Origin of the sequence: Tenacibaculum sp. FZY0031, assembly GCF_036350695.1 — a bacterium.
Taxonomy (GTDB): Bacteria; Bacteroidota; Bacteroidia; order Flavobacteriales; family Flavobacteriaceae; genus Polaribacter.
On the sequence record NZ_JAZDVY010000003.1, the window covers coordinates 118409 to 134299 of the forward strand.

The 15891-nt window shown below is 32.8% G+C and carries 10 protein-coding genes; 8 read left to right on the forward strand and 2 right to left on the reverse strand.

Annotated features, from left to right (window positions below; translation table 11 throughout):
- Positions 1-345: 345 nt before the first annotated feature.
- The 3 genes from asnB (at position 346) to V1T75_RS04890 (ending at position 4019) form a co-directional block, all read left to right on the forward strand.
- A complete protein-coding gene (gene asnB, locus V1T75_RS04880) occupies positions 346-2007 on the forward strand; it encodes an asparagine synthase B (protein WP_330487441.1) in 1662 nt (553 codons plus the stop codon).
- Between the two features lie 238 nt (positions 2008-2245).
- On the forward strand, positions 2246-2776 hold the full coding sequence (locus tag V1T75_RS04885; RefSeq protein WP_330487442.1) for a hypothetical protein: 531 nt from the start codon (positions 2246-2248) through the stop codon (positions 2774-2776).
- Between the two features lie 148 nt (positions 2777-2924).
- Entirely contained in the window at positions 2925-4019 is a 1095-nt protein-coding gene (locus V1T75_RS04890) for a helix-turn-helix domain-containing protein (protein WP_330487443.1), read from the forward strand.
- A gap of 71 nt (positions 4020-4090) precedes the next feature.
- Here the strand turns inward: V1T75_RS04890 and V1T75_RS04895 are convergent, their stop codons facing one another.
- Positions 4091-5269 carry a DUF3103 family protein gene (locus V1T75_RS04895; RefSeq protein WP_330487444.1) on the reverse strand — a complete coding sequence of 393 codons (1179 nt, stop codon included), beginning with the start codon at positions 5267-5269 and terminating at the stop codon, positions 4091-4093.
- A 428-nt stretch (positions 5270-5697) separates the two neighbouring features.
- Here V1T75_RS04895 and gyrB point away from each other — a divergent pair, with 428 nt between their 5' ends.
- The 4 genes from gyrB to mdh all read left to right on the forward strand — a co-directional run bounded on the left by gyrB (position 5698) and on the right by mdh (position 11839).
- Positions 5698-7635 (forward strand): DNA topoisomerase (ATP-hydrolyzing) subunit B, encoded by a 1938-nt coding sequence (gene gyrB, locus V1T75_RS04900; protein ID WP_330487445.1) that lies wholly within the window; start codon positions 5698-5700, stop codon positions 7633-7635.
- Positions 7636-7726: 91 nt separating this feature from the next.
- Positions 7727-8743, forward strand: coding sequence for a DUF6588 family protein (locus tag V1T75_RS04905; protein WP_330487446.1), 1017 nt, complete (start codon positions 7727-7729; stop codon positions 8741-8743).
- A gap of 126 nt (positions 8744-8869) precedes the next feature.
- A complete protein-coding gene (locus V1T75_RS04910) occupies positions 8870-10786 on the forward strand; it encodes an outer membrane protein assembly factor BamB family protein (RefSeq protein WP_330487447.1) in 1917 nt (638 codons plus the stop codon).
- Between the two features lie 126 nt (positions 10787-10912).
- Positions 10913-11839 (forward strand): malate dehydrogenase, encoded by a 927-nt coding sequence (mdh, locus tag V1T75_RS04915; protein ID WP_330487448.1) that lies wholly within the window; start codon positions 10913-10915, stop codon positions 11837-11839.
- Between the two features lie 205 nt (positions 11840-12044).
- Here the strand turns inward: mdh and V1T75_RS04920 are convergent, their stop codons facing one another.
- Positions 12045-12728 (reverse strand): cell division ATP-binding protein FtsE, encoded by a 684-nt coding sequence (locus V1T75_RS04920; RefSeq protein WP_330487449.1) that lies wholly within the window; start codon positions 12726-12728, stop codon positions 12045-12047.
- A gap of 124 nt (positions 12729-12852) precedes the next feature.
- Here V1T75_RS04920 and V1T75_RS04925 point away from each other — a divergent pair, with 124 nt between their 5' ends.
- Complete coding sequence (locus V1T75_RS04925) at positions 12853-15873, forward strand: tetratricopeptide repeat protein (RefSeq protein ID WP_330487450.1); 3021 nt, start codon at positions 12853-12855, stop codon at positions 15871-15873.
- Positions 15874-15891: the final 18 nt, after the last annotated feature.

Below are 15891 nucleotides of genomic sequence, written 5' to 3' on the forward strand. Positions count from 1 at the left end.
GATAAGCCTTTTCGTTGTATTATAGATATAACAGTATGGTCTCACTAACGTAAGTTATGAGTTTTCCACCACCAGTTATTTAATTGTTGTTTTATCATTACAGTACAAATGTATAAAGTGATTTTGATTTTACAAACTTTTCTTTAAAATTATTTATTACAACTAAAAAATAGTAAGTCTATTTGAGTAAATAAACAAAAACAAGTTTCACTTTAATACAAAAAACCAAATAAAACTATTATTTTATAACTATAATTTTATTTTAACTTACAATTAAAAAACATTCTCTTGTTATTTGTACCAGAAATTAACCCAAAAGAATAAAATTTATAAAAAGATATTATTATGTGTGGAATTGTATGTGCATTCGATTTAAAACAACCTTCAGATAAACTAAGACCTCAAATTTTAGAAATGGCAAAGAAAATTCGCCATAGAGGCCCAGATTGGAGCGGAATTTATAGTGATGAAAAAGCAATTATGGCACATGAGCGATTAGCAATTGTTGACCCAGCTTCTGGACAGCAACCTCTGTTTAGCCATGATCGTAGATTTGTGTTAGCCGCTAATGGAGAAATATACAATCATAAAGAGATAAGAAAGCAACTTAAGGAGCAACATAAATTTTTAACAAAATCTGATTGTGAGGTTATCTTAGCTTTATACAAAGAAAAAGGGGTAGAATTTTTAGATGATTTGAACGGAATTTTTGGTTTTGCTGTATACGATTCTATAACCGATGAGTATTTAGCAGCTCGTGATCACATGGGAATCATCCCTTTATACATGGGATGGGACAAACATGGCACTTTTTATGTGGCTTCTGAACTAAAAGCATTAGAAGGAGTTTGTAACAAAATTGAAATTTTTCCTCCGGGACACTATTATACACGTGAAGACGGATTACAAAAATGGTATGCTCGTGACTGGATGGAATACGAAGCTGTTAGAGACAACCAAACTTCTATAAATGAAGTGCGCGATGCTTTAGAAGCAGCTGTTCACCGTCAACTTATGAGTGATGTACCATACGGTGTTTTATTATCTGGTGGACTGGACTCCTCTATTACTTCTGCTATTGCAAAAAAATACGCTGCTAAACGTGTAGAATCAGGTGATAAAGATGCTGCTTGGTACCCTCAGCTACATTCGTTTTCAATAGGCTTAGAAGGTTCTCCAGATTTAGTTGCTGCTAAAAAAGTATCGGAATATATTGACACTATTCACCATGAAATAACCTTTACCATTCAGGAAGGCTTAGATGCTATAAAAGATGTTATTTACAACCTAGAAACTTACGATATTACAACGGTTCGTGCCTCTACTCCTATGTATTTAATGGCACGTGTTATTAAATCGATGGGAATAAAAATGGTTTTATCTGGCGAAGGTGCGGATGAGCTTTTTGGAGGGTATTTATACTTCCACAAAGCTCCGAATGCAGAAGAGTTCCACAAAGAAACTGTTAGAAAATTAGACAAGCTATACCAATACGACTGTTTACGTGCTAACAAAAGCTTAATGGCTTGGGGAATTGAAGGTCGTGTTCCTTTTTTAGATAAAGAATTCATGGATATTGCGATGCGTATTAACCCTGAAGATAAAATGATTAACGGGGAACGCATGGAAAAATGGGTATTGCGAAAAGCCTTTGAAAGCTACTTACCTAAAGAAGTCGCTTGGAGACAAAAAGAACAATTCTCAGATGGAGTTGGCTATAATTGGATTGACACCTTAAAAGAAGTTGTAGAAGTAGCTGTTACTGATGAAATGATGGCCAATGCCTCACATCGCTTTCCTACGCAAACACCTAGAGCCAAAGAAGAATACTATTATCGTTCAATATTTGAAGAGCACTTTCCTAGTGAAACTGCTGCCTTAACAGTTCCATCTGTACCTTCAATTGCTTGTAGCACACCTACAGCATTGGCTTGGGATAAAAGTTTTCAAAACCAAAACGAACCATCAGGTAGAGCCATTAAAGCTGTACATGAAGACGCTTACTAAGAAAATTCTTAGTTTTTTTTCAAATTTTAGTTGTGATAAAATCTCGCTTTTGCGGGATTTTTTTGTGTAAAAAAAACTTAAAACTTTGTTAAACTAACTGTCTTTGAATCATTTCTTATAGTAATAAGAACAATTTTAATAACATATTTTTCTTTTTGCTACTAATTTTGTTCTTCTCAAAAACCGAATTATTACTCATACTCCTCGTTTTTTTTAACAACCACTAAAACTTAGTATTATGAAGAAATTTGTATTTGGTTTACTTTTTCTAGGCTTAACCAACCTAGTACATTCTCAAAGTAATGGCATTGCTAAAAATATTATTTTAGAACCCGTTACTATCAAACCTTTAAACCTAAGCTATCTCAATGAAGTTCAACACAAGGACACTCCTGAACTAGTTAAAAATCTAGAAAATGAAGCGGCTAGATACGACATCACAGAAGACCCTATTTTCGATAGAGAATTTGAAGCTTACGAAGTTATTTTCAAAACAAAAAAAGAAGGAGGAACAACAGGGTTAATAACTGCTACTTACGATGCTAATGGTAAAATTATTAGCTCAATTGAACGTTATAAAAATATCCTTTTACCCCAAATAGTTAGAACTGCCATTCTAAAAAAATACCCTGGATGGAAAATACACAAAGATGTATACCTCGTAACCTATAGAAGTAATAGTAAGTCTAAAAAAGTGTTTAAGGTTCAAATTAGAAATGAAGGAAAACGAAAAAACCTAAAACTAGATTACGATGGCAACATTCATTAAAAAATAGGCTGATTTACAACAATATAAAAAAGTATTTTACGATACTCGTAAAATACTTTTTTTAAGGTTTTTTCCCCATTTATTAAAAATTTTCCTTCTTTCCATCTAAGTCGATCCCTTATCAAGTTTCTATTTGTTAACTTTACACATGTCTGTTTATTTGATTCAACATATAACCAACAACAACACCGCTATTAATTTAGCTATCTCCTTTTATTCTAAACTACAACAAATCCTTTTAAAAAAATGTATTAACTGCTGGATTGACCATAAAAAAAACAGTGTTTTTTTCTTGATAAAAGCACCGAACAAAAGTTCTATCCAAAAATTGTACTACCAGTCCATCAACCTTCATCCTTATAAAATAACTTCTGTCAACAGCCATTTAGTCTATGCCTTCTTAAAAAGTGCTCAACAACTTAAAGCTATTCAATCCAAATCATTCTATGAACCTCAAAAGTATTCGGTGTACTTTTTAGCTAAGATATTTAACAAAAAAACACTTTTAGTAAATAAGACAAGAACTTGTGAAGCCTTATCATTTAAAAAAGCCATCATTCAAAATTTAATAACTTCTTATAAAGGATACCAAATAGAGGCCAACGAGGAAATTATAGCTTCATTTTACTCTGTCAAAAATGCATTAGGCTGTACTGCTTCTATACTAGACAAGCTCAACAAAAGGACAGATAACAGTTCTACTAAAATTATCTTGTACACACATTTAAACAATGGTAAAGAAAATACTTCTATTCAAATAACTCCTAAGCTCACAAAACTACTTTATCTAATAAAAAAGAAAGAACCACTCATCGTTTTTTCAAAAACAAGAAACATGCCTCCTTTACTTTCTGGGTTGAAAAAAACCTATTGGTTGACTCCTGAAAAAGAATCTTTCATCCTTTCATTTATAGACATCCTTTCAAAAAATTACCAGAACCCTAAGTTTAACGTTTCTAGTATATGTACTTTAATGATGATGTCTAAAACCAAACTATACAGAAATTGTAAAGACATTACAGGAAAATCGATTAGCCAACTATTAAAAGATTTTAGACTTTTAAAATCCATAGACTCAATAACAATGGGGTCGTCTGCTATAAACCAAATTTCGACAGATGTTGGCTTCAACAGCAGCTCTTATTTTTCTAATTGTTTTAAAAAAAAGTTCGGCATGTGTCCTAAAGAGCTTTCAAAACAAAAATACTCCCTAGGTTTTCCACACAACATACAACTCTCATAATTAAAACCCTTTAAAGTAAAAAAGCACTCTGAAAACTCAGAATGCTCTTTCACTTACTTATCTCTTACCTTTTAATTTGGCGCTACATAAAAAGGAGATAAGTTCACCTTTGCATTTCTTCTAGCTCCGTAGTAATTATAGTAGCTCTTATTTTTTTCAATAGTATAAAAAGAATCTACATAATCATCATTATTCGCATACCAACTGTCTGGCATCGCTTGAATTATTGCTCCAGCAACTTGTCCCAAAACACTAACCCAAGGTTGCGTTGACACTGTTCCAATAATTTGAAAAACACCGTTTACAATAGCAGCAACTAAATCTTTATAATTGGTATTATCATCTTTTTCAAATAACTGAATATTCGCAGCTTGGTACTGATAGTCATCCCAAAATAACAATATTTGATTTGGATAATAATCAGTATCATCATGATCTAAATAATACATAGGTATTATCTTAATTTCAGGATTGTTTTCATCATCTTTAATTCCTGATGTTATTGCATATACCTCAGCGGCACCACTAATCCATGGCTCTTCATCATCATTTAACCTTATCTTATCTAACTTTGTGGTCTCCAAACCTGTATTTCTAGCAGATTTTGCACTTAAATCTAATGAAGAATTTAGGAACCTATTGTTTTGCACTCCACTTTCTTGAAGATACTTATTCATATAAGTCACCTCTTTTTTTAAGGTTTCAAAACCGTCGGTTTCAATAACAATAACTGTTTGACTCGGTGCTTCTTTAGGATCAAGATAAACAACCTCTTTATCGATCGTATAAGCTTCAACTCTCTTCCATGTTTTTTCATCTCCTTCAGGAGCAAAAGAAAACAACACCTCAGAAAAATTCTCTATTCTCTCTCCATTATGCATCCAAACTTCTAAAATCTCTATCTTTTCTGGCGCAGCATCTTTAGACGCCCTCGCTTCCAACATCGTTGTTTTAGACATTAACTTTTTATACGATTCGTCATGACTCACAAACGCAGAAGTTTGGTCTAAAATTCTAGACATCGCTACACTTGGTTGTTGATTATTCAATAACTCAAGCGTCTTCTCTTTAAAATCTTGATTTTTCATCAAATCAATAAACTGAAAAGTAGCTTCCTTCTTATTGACAAAATCAGAAGTTTGCGATTCTGTTAAATTTTCCACGTCAGTTACTAATTCTTCTGAATTGTTACAACCAACAAACAGCATCGAAGCTAATAAAGCTCCTAATAAAATTCGGGGGGTTTTCATTTTTAAAATATTTTATATATTAATACTAATCCCAATATTAGTAAAAAACATAACAAAAACCTTAAAAAATGTTAATTTTTTACAAAAGAAACACAAACATCATATAAACTTTAGTTTATATACATTTTTTTAACATTAAAAAACTCATTTCATAACCTTTCTTTTTTTTAACGCATTTAAAGCCATATAAGCTATTTTGCAAAAGAACGATTAATACCAACCTCTTTTTTACCTTCAAATTCTAATTTAAAAGTGTTTTTAGCCTTTTTAAGAGCTTTTTTATCACTCAAGCAATTGTTGATAAAATATTACAAAAACCGCTTAAAAACTTTATTTTAAGTTTTAAAAATTGTAAATTTGTATAACAACAACAATCGCTTTCCAGCGATTTTTTTTATGATAAAGACTTTAATTTAATTCTCTTTATAATGAGCGAAGAAAAAAAACATAATTATTCAGCCGATAGTATTCAGGCGTTAGAAGGAATGGAGCATGTACGTATGCGTCCTTCCATGTATATTGGAGATGTTGGAGTACGAGGATTGCACCATTTGGTATACGAAGTAGTAGACAACTCTATTGATGAAGCTTTAGCTGGCCACTGTGACACTATTGAAGTTACTATTAACGAAGACAACTCTATTACCACAAAAGATAACGGTCGTGGTATTCCTGTTGGAATTCATAAAAAAGAAGGTGTTTCTGCTCTTGAAGTTGTTATGACCAAAATTGGTGCTGGTGGTAAATTTGACAAAGATTCATATAAAGTTTCTGGTGGACTACACGGGGTTGGAGTTTCTTGTGTTAACGCACTTTCCGATCATTTAACTGCAACCGTACACAAAGAAGGTAAAATTTGGCAACAAGAATACGAAAGAGGTAAAACTTTATACCCTGTAAAAACTATTGGAGATACAGATTTTACTGGAACTATTGTTACGTTTTTACCAGACAAATCTATCTTTCAACAAACAACAGAATACAACTACGATACTTTAGCCACACGTATGCGTGAATTAGCATACTTAAACAAAGGTATCACCATTACATTAACAGATAAACGTAATCAGGACGATGAAGGAAACGATATTTCTGAGGTATTTCATTCAGAAGAAGGTTTATCTGAATTTGTGAAGTTCTTAGATGGAACAAGAACACAAATTATTCAAGATGTAATTTCTATGGAAGGTGAAAAGAATGGCATTCCTGTAGAAGTTGCTATGGTTTACAATGATTCATATGCTGAAAATTTACACTCATACGTAAACAACATTAATACACACGAAGGCGGTACACACCTGTCAGGTTTCCGTCGTGGTTTAACTCATACATTAAAAAAGTATGCCGATGAATCTGGTTTGCTTAAAAATGTAAAATTCGAAATTGCTGGTGATGACTTCCGTGAAGGATTAACAGCAATTGTATCTGTAAAAGTAGCAGAGCCTCAATTCGAAGGTCAAACAAAAACAAAATTAGGTAACCGTGAAGTAAGTGCCGCAGTATCTCAAGCAGTCTCTGAAATGTTAACGGATTACTTAGAAGAAAATCCAAATGACGCTAAAACCATTGTTCAAAAGGTTATTTTAGCTGCGCAAGCACGTCATGCAGCACGTAAAGCTCGTGAAATGGTACAGCGTAAAACAGTAATGAGTATTGGTGGTTTACCTGGTAAACTATCTGACTGTTCTGAAACTGACCCTGCTCAATGTGAAATATTCCTTGTTGAGGGAGACTCGGCAGGTGGTACTGCAAAACAAGGTCGTGATCGTAATTTCCAAGCCATTCTTCCTTTAAGAGGTAAAATCTTAAATGTAGAAAAAGCTATGCAACATAAAGTTTTTGAAAATGAAGAAATCAAAAACATGTTTACCGCATTAGGAGTTACAATCGGAACAGAAGACGACCCTCGTGAATTAAATTTGACCAAATTACGTTACCATAAAGTAGTTATTATGTGTGATGCCGATGTAGATGGTTCTCACATTGCTACTTTAATTTTAACATTCTTCTTCCGTTACATGCGTGAAATGGTTGAACAAGGATATATTTACATTGCCACTCCTCCTTTATATTTAGTTAAAAAAGGACAAAAACGCGAGTATGCATGGGATGACAATCAACGTGATTTAATTGCTCAAAAAATGGGTGGGTCAGTCACTATTCAACGTTATAAGGGTCTTGGAGAGATGAACGCAGAACAATTATGGGACACTACCATGAATCCTGAGTTTAGAACACTACGACAAGTTACTATCGATAACTTAACCGAGGCTGATAGAATCTTCTCTATGCTAATGGGTGATGAAGTTCCTCCACGTAGAGATTTTATTGAAAAGAATGCAAAATATGCGAATATTGATGCATAAAATATGTTCTTAACTTTAAAAAAGCTCACTAATATTATTGAGCTTTTTTTTATTTTATATTTTTACTTCTTAAAACAACACCCTCATTATTATGAAAAAAATTCTATTACCACTATTAATGTTAATAGTAAGTTTTGGCATGAAAGCTCAAGACGGCCCTGAAGGAATTTTATTTGCCAGTAAAGAAGATACGAATCGATTAACTAACGCCTATATTAATCCTGCTATGAAGGGATTAATTTACGGTATGAATAATGGTTGGTATCACACCGCTAAAGTTCATAAAAAATTTGGCTTTGATCTTACCATCGGTTTTAACGGCTCTATGGTTCCTTCAAAAGACGAAATGTTTAGCTTAGCTAATTTAACCTCAATCAACCAACCTACAGGAGATATCACTTCTGCCACAGTGGCTGGTTCAGAAAATAACGGTAGCCAAGCTACTGTTACATTTCAGGAAAGCGGAATCACCTATACTGGAACTTTTGATATGCCTGGAGGAATTAAAGAAGACCTTCCCTTAAACGCTGTTCCAGCACCTGCTATTCAAGCAAGCATGGGATTACCTTTTAAATCAGATATTATTTTACGCTATGTTCCTAAAGTTGGAAGCGATGATGTAAAAGGTGGCCTATTTGGTATTGGTTTAAAAAAGGAAATTACAGACTGGTTCGGCCCAATGGACAAGACTCCCTTACACGTTTCTTTATTAGCTACATACTCAACCATGGGAGTAGATTACAATATTGTTGACGAAGACCCAAATGACGACATTGAAATTGAAAATGGTAAAGTCGACTTTAATTTAAACTCTTACACGGTTCAAGCAATAGCCTCATTAAATTTCCCTGTCATCAATATTTATGGCGGAATAGGTTACACAGGCGGTACATCATCTTTAGATATGACAGGAAGGTATACTCTTTCTTACAACGCCTCTTTAAACCAAAGAACATTAACCAACCCTTTAAATCTAGACTCCAACGTTAGCGGTTTTAAAACCACATTAGGTACACGGCTAAGCTTAGGTTTCTTTAAAATTTTTGCTGACTATACCTTGCAAGAATACAACGCTATTAATGCAGGGATTGCTTTTAGCTTTAGATAATCCTCACTCACTTTATAAAATGCACAATAAAAAAATCCTATTTCCTAAAATAGGATTTTTTTAATCTCTATATTCGCGGCTAATTTTTATTTTAACAAAACTTTAACTCCTTAATTCTTAAGTGTTATGAAAACAAAATTATTCTTATTATTTCTATTAACCTTTGTATTAGCGTCCGCTCAAAAGAACCCTGATCACACACTTACTCTTGACAGTAAAATTAGTGACGTTTACCTACACAACCTAACAGGAATTCCTGTAATAACAACAGCTGGTGCTGTATATGGTGTAAATGGTGAAACAGGTGTAAAAATATGGGAATTCAAAGAAACTGGATTTATCAAAAATTTAAATGCTCTTGGACAAGACGGAGGCTCTTCTTTTAGCGAGGTAGCATTATCTCCATTCGGAAAATTTAATCAAACAATTTTTAACATCAAAACGGGTCATAAAATTTTAGACGAAAAGACCAATGGATATAAAGAGATTTTTGATCATAAATTTGTTTTTGACAATAATGCTATTTTGTTTTTCGCTAAAACAGATAAAACTGAAGCAAAGTTATTTTTAACCAGTATTGAAAATGATAAAATTATTTGGGAAAACACTATAAAAACCAATAAAAAACTAGGAAGTTTATTGGGAGGAGCAGGTACTTATAACTTTGTCCAAAACGAAGACAAAATTGCTTTTACAGCAGGTAAAACTGTTTTTTTAATCAACAAATCTGACGGAAAAGTTATACTATCTAAAAAGTACGATGCAGGCAAATTATTCTTTACAGAAGACAACAAATCTTTAATTGCTGTTGAAAACAAAAGTAGTTCTCTTGTTGGTGGGGCTATTAAAGCTGGATTTACTATGGGCTTATCCTTATTAGGTAAAAAAGTAATTGGGAAAGAGCTTATTGCTTTTGACGTAAACTCTGGTAAAGAAACGTGGAAAAAATCTATTAAACTAGATGAAGGTTTTGTAGACTATCAATTTGAAGCTGGGAAACTATTCTTGATTCACGAAGATGGAGCAAAATTATTTGATTACCACACAGGCGAAGAAGCTTGGAAAAAAGAATTCAAAAAGAAGAAAATAAAAGGTGTTGAAAAAACAGGGGAAGGTTATATGGTTTACTACAAAAACAAAAAACATTTAGTAGACAATACAGGTAAGAAAATTTGGAAAAAGCCTCAAAAAGTCATAAAAAATGTAGATTTCGAAGTAGATGACGAAGAAGAATTCACCACTTTCTCTTACGGTAACGGGACAATTTTTGTAACTCCCTACAGAATAGAGTATTTTGAAAACGGAAAAGAAAAGAGAGTTTATAAAATAGGATTAGACGAAAAAAGCGACAAACTTACTTTTGATAAAAAAAACCAAAACTTAATTTTATTAAGTGGTAAGAAACTATACATTTTAAACCCTGATAAAGGACTTGGAAAAGACCAAGTGAAAAAGATTGACTTTCACGACAAAAATGACATAACTCTTATCGAGGCTAGAAACAATGGCTATTTTATAAACGGTAATTGGGAATTCGTAATGACTGACCTTGAAGGGAATGTTACCAAAAAAGAGTTTTTCCAACAACCAGGTGAAGGACTTCGCCATCTTCAAAACGTTGCTTCTTTTGCTGGAGGACTTACAGCTGCAACAATGCAGGTGTCTGGAATTGGAAATATGGCTGTTGGTGGAACTCTTTATGGAGCTGGTGCCTTTGTTGGAAATGCTAATGTTGCAAAACAAGGAGACGCTTATGCTAACAAAGGAGCAAAACAACACGACCAAGGTTTGAAAATTGCAGAATTATCAAACTCATTATGGAACGGAAATCGATACAACGCTTTTAAAGCTACAAAAAACAATGCTTTTTTCTACGCTCGAAAAGACAGTAAAAAAATATTAATTCAAGTAAACAAAGATACAGGGAGCATTGTTGAAACTTATGAATTTGGTGTAGACAAACCAAAATACAAAATTGACAAGCCTGCTAAAAAGATTTATTTTTCTAAAGGAAAAGACTTAAAAATATTTAGCTACAACTAACAATATAAAACCCGTTGAAATATCAACGGGTTTTTCTTTTATATCCATAGCCAAATCGCTATTTTTGTGCATCTTGTGCGGATTCCGCACTCTTAAACATAATTAATTACAAAAAACATATATAAAATGAAAGTAACGGTTGTAGGAGCAGGTGCTGTAGGTGCAAGTTGTGCTGAGTACATTGCTATTAAAAATTTCGCTTCTGAAGTTGTTTTAGTTGATATTAAGGAAGGTTTTGCTGAAGGTAAAGCAATGGACTTAATGCAAACTGCTTCTTTAAATGGTTTTGACACTAAAATTACAGGAACAACAGGAGATTATAGCAAGACTGCTGGATCAGACATCTGTGTAATTACTTCAGGTATTGCTCGTAAACCAGGAATGTCTCGTGATGAGTTATTAGGAATCAATGCTGGTATCGTAAAATCAGTAGCTGCTAGCTTAGTTGAGCAATCTCCTAATACAATCATCATCGTAGTATCTAACCCAATGGATACAATGACGTATTTAGTACACAAAGCAACTGGATTACCTAAAAACAGAATTATTGGTATGGGTGGTGCCTTAGACTCTGCTCGTTTCAAATATCGTTTAGCAGAAGCTTTAGAAGCTCCTATTTCTGATGTTGACGGAATGGTTATTGGTGGTCACTCTGACAAAGGAATGGTACCTTTAACGCGTTTAGCTACTCGTAACTCTGTACCTGTATCTGAATTCTTATCAGCAGAAAGATTAGAGCAAGTAAAACAAGATACTAAAGTTGGTGGTGCTACCCTAACTGGTTTATTAGGTACTTCTGCTTGGTATGCTCCAGGTGCTGCTGTATCTGGATTAGTACAAGCCATTGCTTGTGACCAAAAGAAAATCTATCCTTGTTCAGCTTTGTTAGAAGGAGAATACGGTTTAACTGATTTATGCATTGGTGTACCAGTAGTATTAGGTAAAAACGGAATTGAAAAAATCGTTGAGATTAACTTAAGCGAAGAAGAAAAAGCTGCGTTAACTTCTTCAGCTAAAGCTGTTAAAAACAACAATACTGCATTAACTTTCTAAGAAATTAGCAGTCTTAAATATTAAAAACCTGAGTAATAAAATTACTCAGGTTTTTTTTATAAACTTTTGTTAAAATTACACTATCGATGTAAGATTTTGCCCATCTGGGCGTCTTTATAATAGAGAAGCATTAGTAGTGTTTCTTTTCATAGTTTTTCATAGCAATTTTCCCACTTCATTCTTGAAGTGGGTTTGTTTTTATATACTATACAGCCTGCTGTACCACTTCAAACAATTCCCCTCCCTCACATTTAATCACCTTCTGTTTAAATTTCACAATTAATTGATAATCGTGCGTTGCCATAAGAATCGTTTTTCCACTTTGATGAATTTCATTCAATAACTCCATCACCTCTAATGACGTTTTAGGATCTAAGTTCCCAGTTGGCTCATCTGCTAAAATTAACTCAGGATCATTTAATAACGCTCTGGCAATTGCTACACGCTGCTGCTCTCCTCCCGACAGTTCAAAAGTTTTTTTATAGTATTTCTCCTTCATCCCTACCTTATCTAAAACTTCATGAATTTTATCTTTCATTTCATTTTTATCTTTCCAACCAGTAGCTTTTAATACAAATTCTAAATTCTCATAAACATTCCTATCGTTTAACAATTTAAAATCCTGGAAAACAATCCCTAGTTTTCTTCTTAAAAAAGGAATATCCTTTTCTTTCATTTTCTTTAAATCGAAATCAACGATACTTCCTAAACCACGTTGTAAACGTAAATCTCCATACAAGGTTTTTAACAAACTACTTTTTCCACTTCCTGTTTTTCCGATTAAATAATAAAAATCACCTTTATTCAGGGTAAAATTTACTTTTGACAATACTAAATTGTCTTGTTGATAAATATCTGCGTTTTCAAGGTGTAAAACAGGATTTTCCATGGAATGTAGTTTTTTACAAATCTAAAATTTTATAACGTAATTCTGTAACATTTCTTACTTTTGATAAAAAGTCTCCCAACAAAAATAAAAAACTAACGTTATAGTTTCTAGATAACTAAAAAATATGAGATTTAACTGTTTCAAAAAAAGCTGCTACTTATTTCTTTTTTTAACCATTACAACAGCGGTAATAGCGCAAGAATCGGCTATAAACACTGATGCAAATGCCGATTTTCATAAAGCAATACGTTTATACAACAATAAAGCATATGCTGCTTCACAAGAACTTTTCCGTGAAGTTTCTGTAAACTCTGAAAAGCATCATAATTTAAAAGCTGATGCTGACTATTACGATGCTATGTGCGCAATAAAATTACAGCAAGATGATGCTGATGATAGAGTTAATCAATTCGTTCAAAACTACCCGTACAACAATAAAAAAGAGAAGGCTTTTTTAAATGTTGGTAATTATTATTTTGCCAACAGAAAAGCGGCACACGCCTTAAAATGGTATCAAAAAGTAAATGAAAAGCTATTGAGTCTGGAAGAAAAAAATGAACTCAATTATAAAATGGGGTATGCCCTATTGGTTTCTAATTACTTAAGAGATGCCAAATCCCGCTTTCAAACCCTGTTAGGAAATCCTATTTACGGTAACGACGCTCGTTATTACTACGGATACATTGCCTACAAGCAAGAAAATTTTGGAGAAGCTGAAGACAATTTAAGTCAACTAGCAAACGATGCTACTTACCAAGCAAAAGCAAACTACTATATATTAGACATTAGTTTTAAAGCTGGAAGATTTGATAAATCAATTCAAATTGGAGAGCAATTATTAACAACTACAAAAGACCCAAAAGAAACTTCAGAAATTTCTAAAATTGTTGGGGAAAGTTATTTCAATCTAAAAAAATACGAAGAAGCTATTCCGTATTTAAAAGAATATAAAGGTAAAAATGGTCGTTGGACAAATACCGATTACTATTATTTAGGCTATGCTTACTATCAACAAAAAGACTACGAAACTGCTATTAGCAACTTTAATAAAATTATAGGGGGAAATAATAAAGTAGCGCAAAATGCTTATTACCATTTAGGAGAATGTTATTTAGAACTAGATAAAAAACCAGAAGCTTTAAACGCCTTCAAGAATGCTAGTGAAATGGATTTCGATGCTCAAATTACTCAAAGCTCTTCTTTAAATTACGCAAAATTAAGTTACGAAGAAGGGAACCCCTACGAAAGTGTTCCTGATGTTTTAAAAGGCTTCTTAGCGAAATACCCAACTTCTCCAAATGCTGCTGAAATTAGTAATTTGTTAGTGACCTCATACTTACACCAACGAGATTATCAAGGTGCTTTGGATTTTTTAAGCACTTCAGAGACTCCAGAAAGTAAAAGTATTATCAATGAAGTTTCCTTATACAGAGGTATTCAATTATACAACGAAACTAAAATAACAGAAGCCAAACCATACTTTATAAATGCAACGCAATCAGAAAATACTATTGTGAGCAATAAAGGGGCATATTGGTTAGCTGAAACCGAATATTCTTTGGGAAATTATCAAAATGCCCTTAAACACTTCTTATCGGTTACTGATAAAGAGATTAACGAAGCTAAGATGCTAAATTACCAAATTGGGTACACCAACTTCAAACTAAAAAGTTATCCTAATGCTGCAAAATACTTTCAGCAATTTTTAGAACAAAATTTGGATGATAACGATTTAAATGATGATGCTTCTAATCGTTTGGGAGATTCTTTTTATGCTTCGAAAAGCTACACAAACGCTATTAAAGCTTATAATAAAGTAATTCAAGAAGGTGGTGTAGGGGCTGATTATGCGCAATATCAAACAGCTATGAGTAATGGCTTTTTAGGTAAGAATGATGCTAAAGCCCAAGAACTTGAAACTTTAATTAGTAATTATGAAGGTTCTCAATTAAAAGATGATGCTTTATTTCAGTTAGCAACCACGTACACCACCATGAATAATGCGTCAAAGGCACAAAAAACTTACGAACGTTTATTAAAGAACCACCCAAAAAGCAACTACATTCCAAATGTATTATTACGCCAAGGGTTACTGTATTATAGCAACAACAATAACAGAAAAGCTATTGAAAAATATAAAGAAGTAGTTGCTAAACATCCAAATTCTAACGAAGCAAAACAAGCAGTAACCAACGTTAAAAATGTATACATCGATATTGGTAAAGTAGATGAATATGCCACTTGGGTTAAAAACATCCCTTTTGCTAATGTTACCAATGTAGAATTAGACAACGCCACTTATCAATCTGCTGAAAATAAGTTCTTAGAAAATAACAATACTAAAGCTATTGAAGGTTTCAATAAATACTTACAACAGTTCCCTAATGGAATTAATGTATTAAAAGCTCATTTTTACTTAGCTCAAGCGTATAACAACACAAAGTTATTTGATAAAGCTATACCTCACTACACCTATGTAAACAAACAAACTAAAAGTGAGTTTACTGAAGAATCTTTAACTAAGTTGGCTAATATTTATTTGCAAAAAGAAGATTGGAGCAACGGTATTTTAGTCCTACAACAATTAGAAAAAGAAGCTAACTATCCGCAAAACATCATTTTTGCGCAAAGTAATTTAATGAAAGGGTACTATAAAAAAGAGGCTTATAGTAATGCTATTACCTATGCTGAAAAAGTGTTAACCAAAGGGAAAATAGACACTAATATTGCTGAGGATGCTAAAATTATTTTAGCTCGTGCTTCTTTCAAAAACAATGACTTTTTAACGGCTGAAGAATATTTTAATGAAGCTAGTAAAAAAGCTACCGGTGAATTGAAAGCCGAATGCTTATACTACAATGCTTTCTTTTTACATGAAAACAAAGAATATGAAGCATCTACTCAAGCCGTACAAAATTTAATTGCTAACTACTCATCATATAAGTACTGGGGAGTTAAAAGTTATATAATTATGGCAAAAAATTATTACGCTTTAAAAGATGCCTACCAAGCAACATACATCTTGGAAAACATTATTAAAAACTTCACACAGTATAAAGATGTAATTGAGGAAGCAAAAAACGAGCTTCGTACCATTAAAAATAAAGAAGCAAAAACAAACGAATCAGTAACTACCCAAAACTAAAATTTGTTAATAACAAAC

What these genes read in the sequence shown, in the direction of transcription:
- asnB (WP_330487441.1), top strand. Translation starts at nt 346, where the DNA reads ATGTGTGGAATTGTATGTGCATTCGATTTAAAACAACCTTCAGATAAA.
- V1T75_RS04885 (WP_330487442.1), top strand. Translation starts at nt 2,246, where the DNA reads ATGAAGAAATTTGTATTTGGTTTACTTTTTCTAGGCTTAACCAACCTA.
- V1T75_RS04890 (WP_330487443.1), top strand. Translation starts at nt 2,925, where the DNA reads ATGTCTGTTTATTTGATTCAACATATAACCAACAACAACACCGCTATT.
- V1T75_RS04895 (WP_330487444.1), bottom strand. Translation starts at nt 5,269, where the DNA reads ATGAAAACCCCCCGAATTTTATTAGGAGCTTTATTAGCTTCGATGCTG.
- gyrB (WP_330487445.1), top strand. Translation starts at nt 5,698, where the DNA reads ATGAGCGAAGAAAAAAAACATAATTATTCAGCCGATAGTATTCAGGCG.
- V1T75_RS04905 (WP_330487446.1), top strand. Translation starts at nt 7,727, where the DNA reads ATGAAAAAAATTCTATTACCACTATTAATGTTAATAGTAAGTTTTGGC.
- V1T75_RS04910 (WP_330487447.1), top strand. Translation starts at nt 8,870, where the DNA reads ATGAAAACAAAATTATTCTTATTATTTCTATTAACCTTTGTATTAGCG.
- mdh (WP_330487448.1), top strand. Translation starts at nt 10,913, where the DNA reads ATGAAAGTAACGGTTGTAGGAGCAGGTGCTGTAGGTGCAAGTTGTGCT.
- V1T75_RS04920 (WP_330487449.1), bottom strand. Translation starts at nt 12,728, where the DNA reads ATGGAAAATCCTGTTTTACACCTTGAAAACGCAGATATTTATCAACAA.
- V1T75_RS04925 (WP_330487450.1), top strand. Translation starts at nt 12,853, where the DNA reads ATGAGATTTAACTGTTTCAAAAAAAGCTGCTACTTATTTCTTTTTTTA.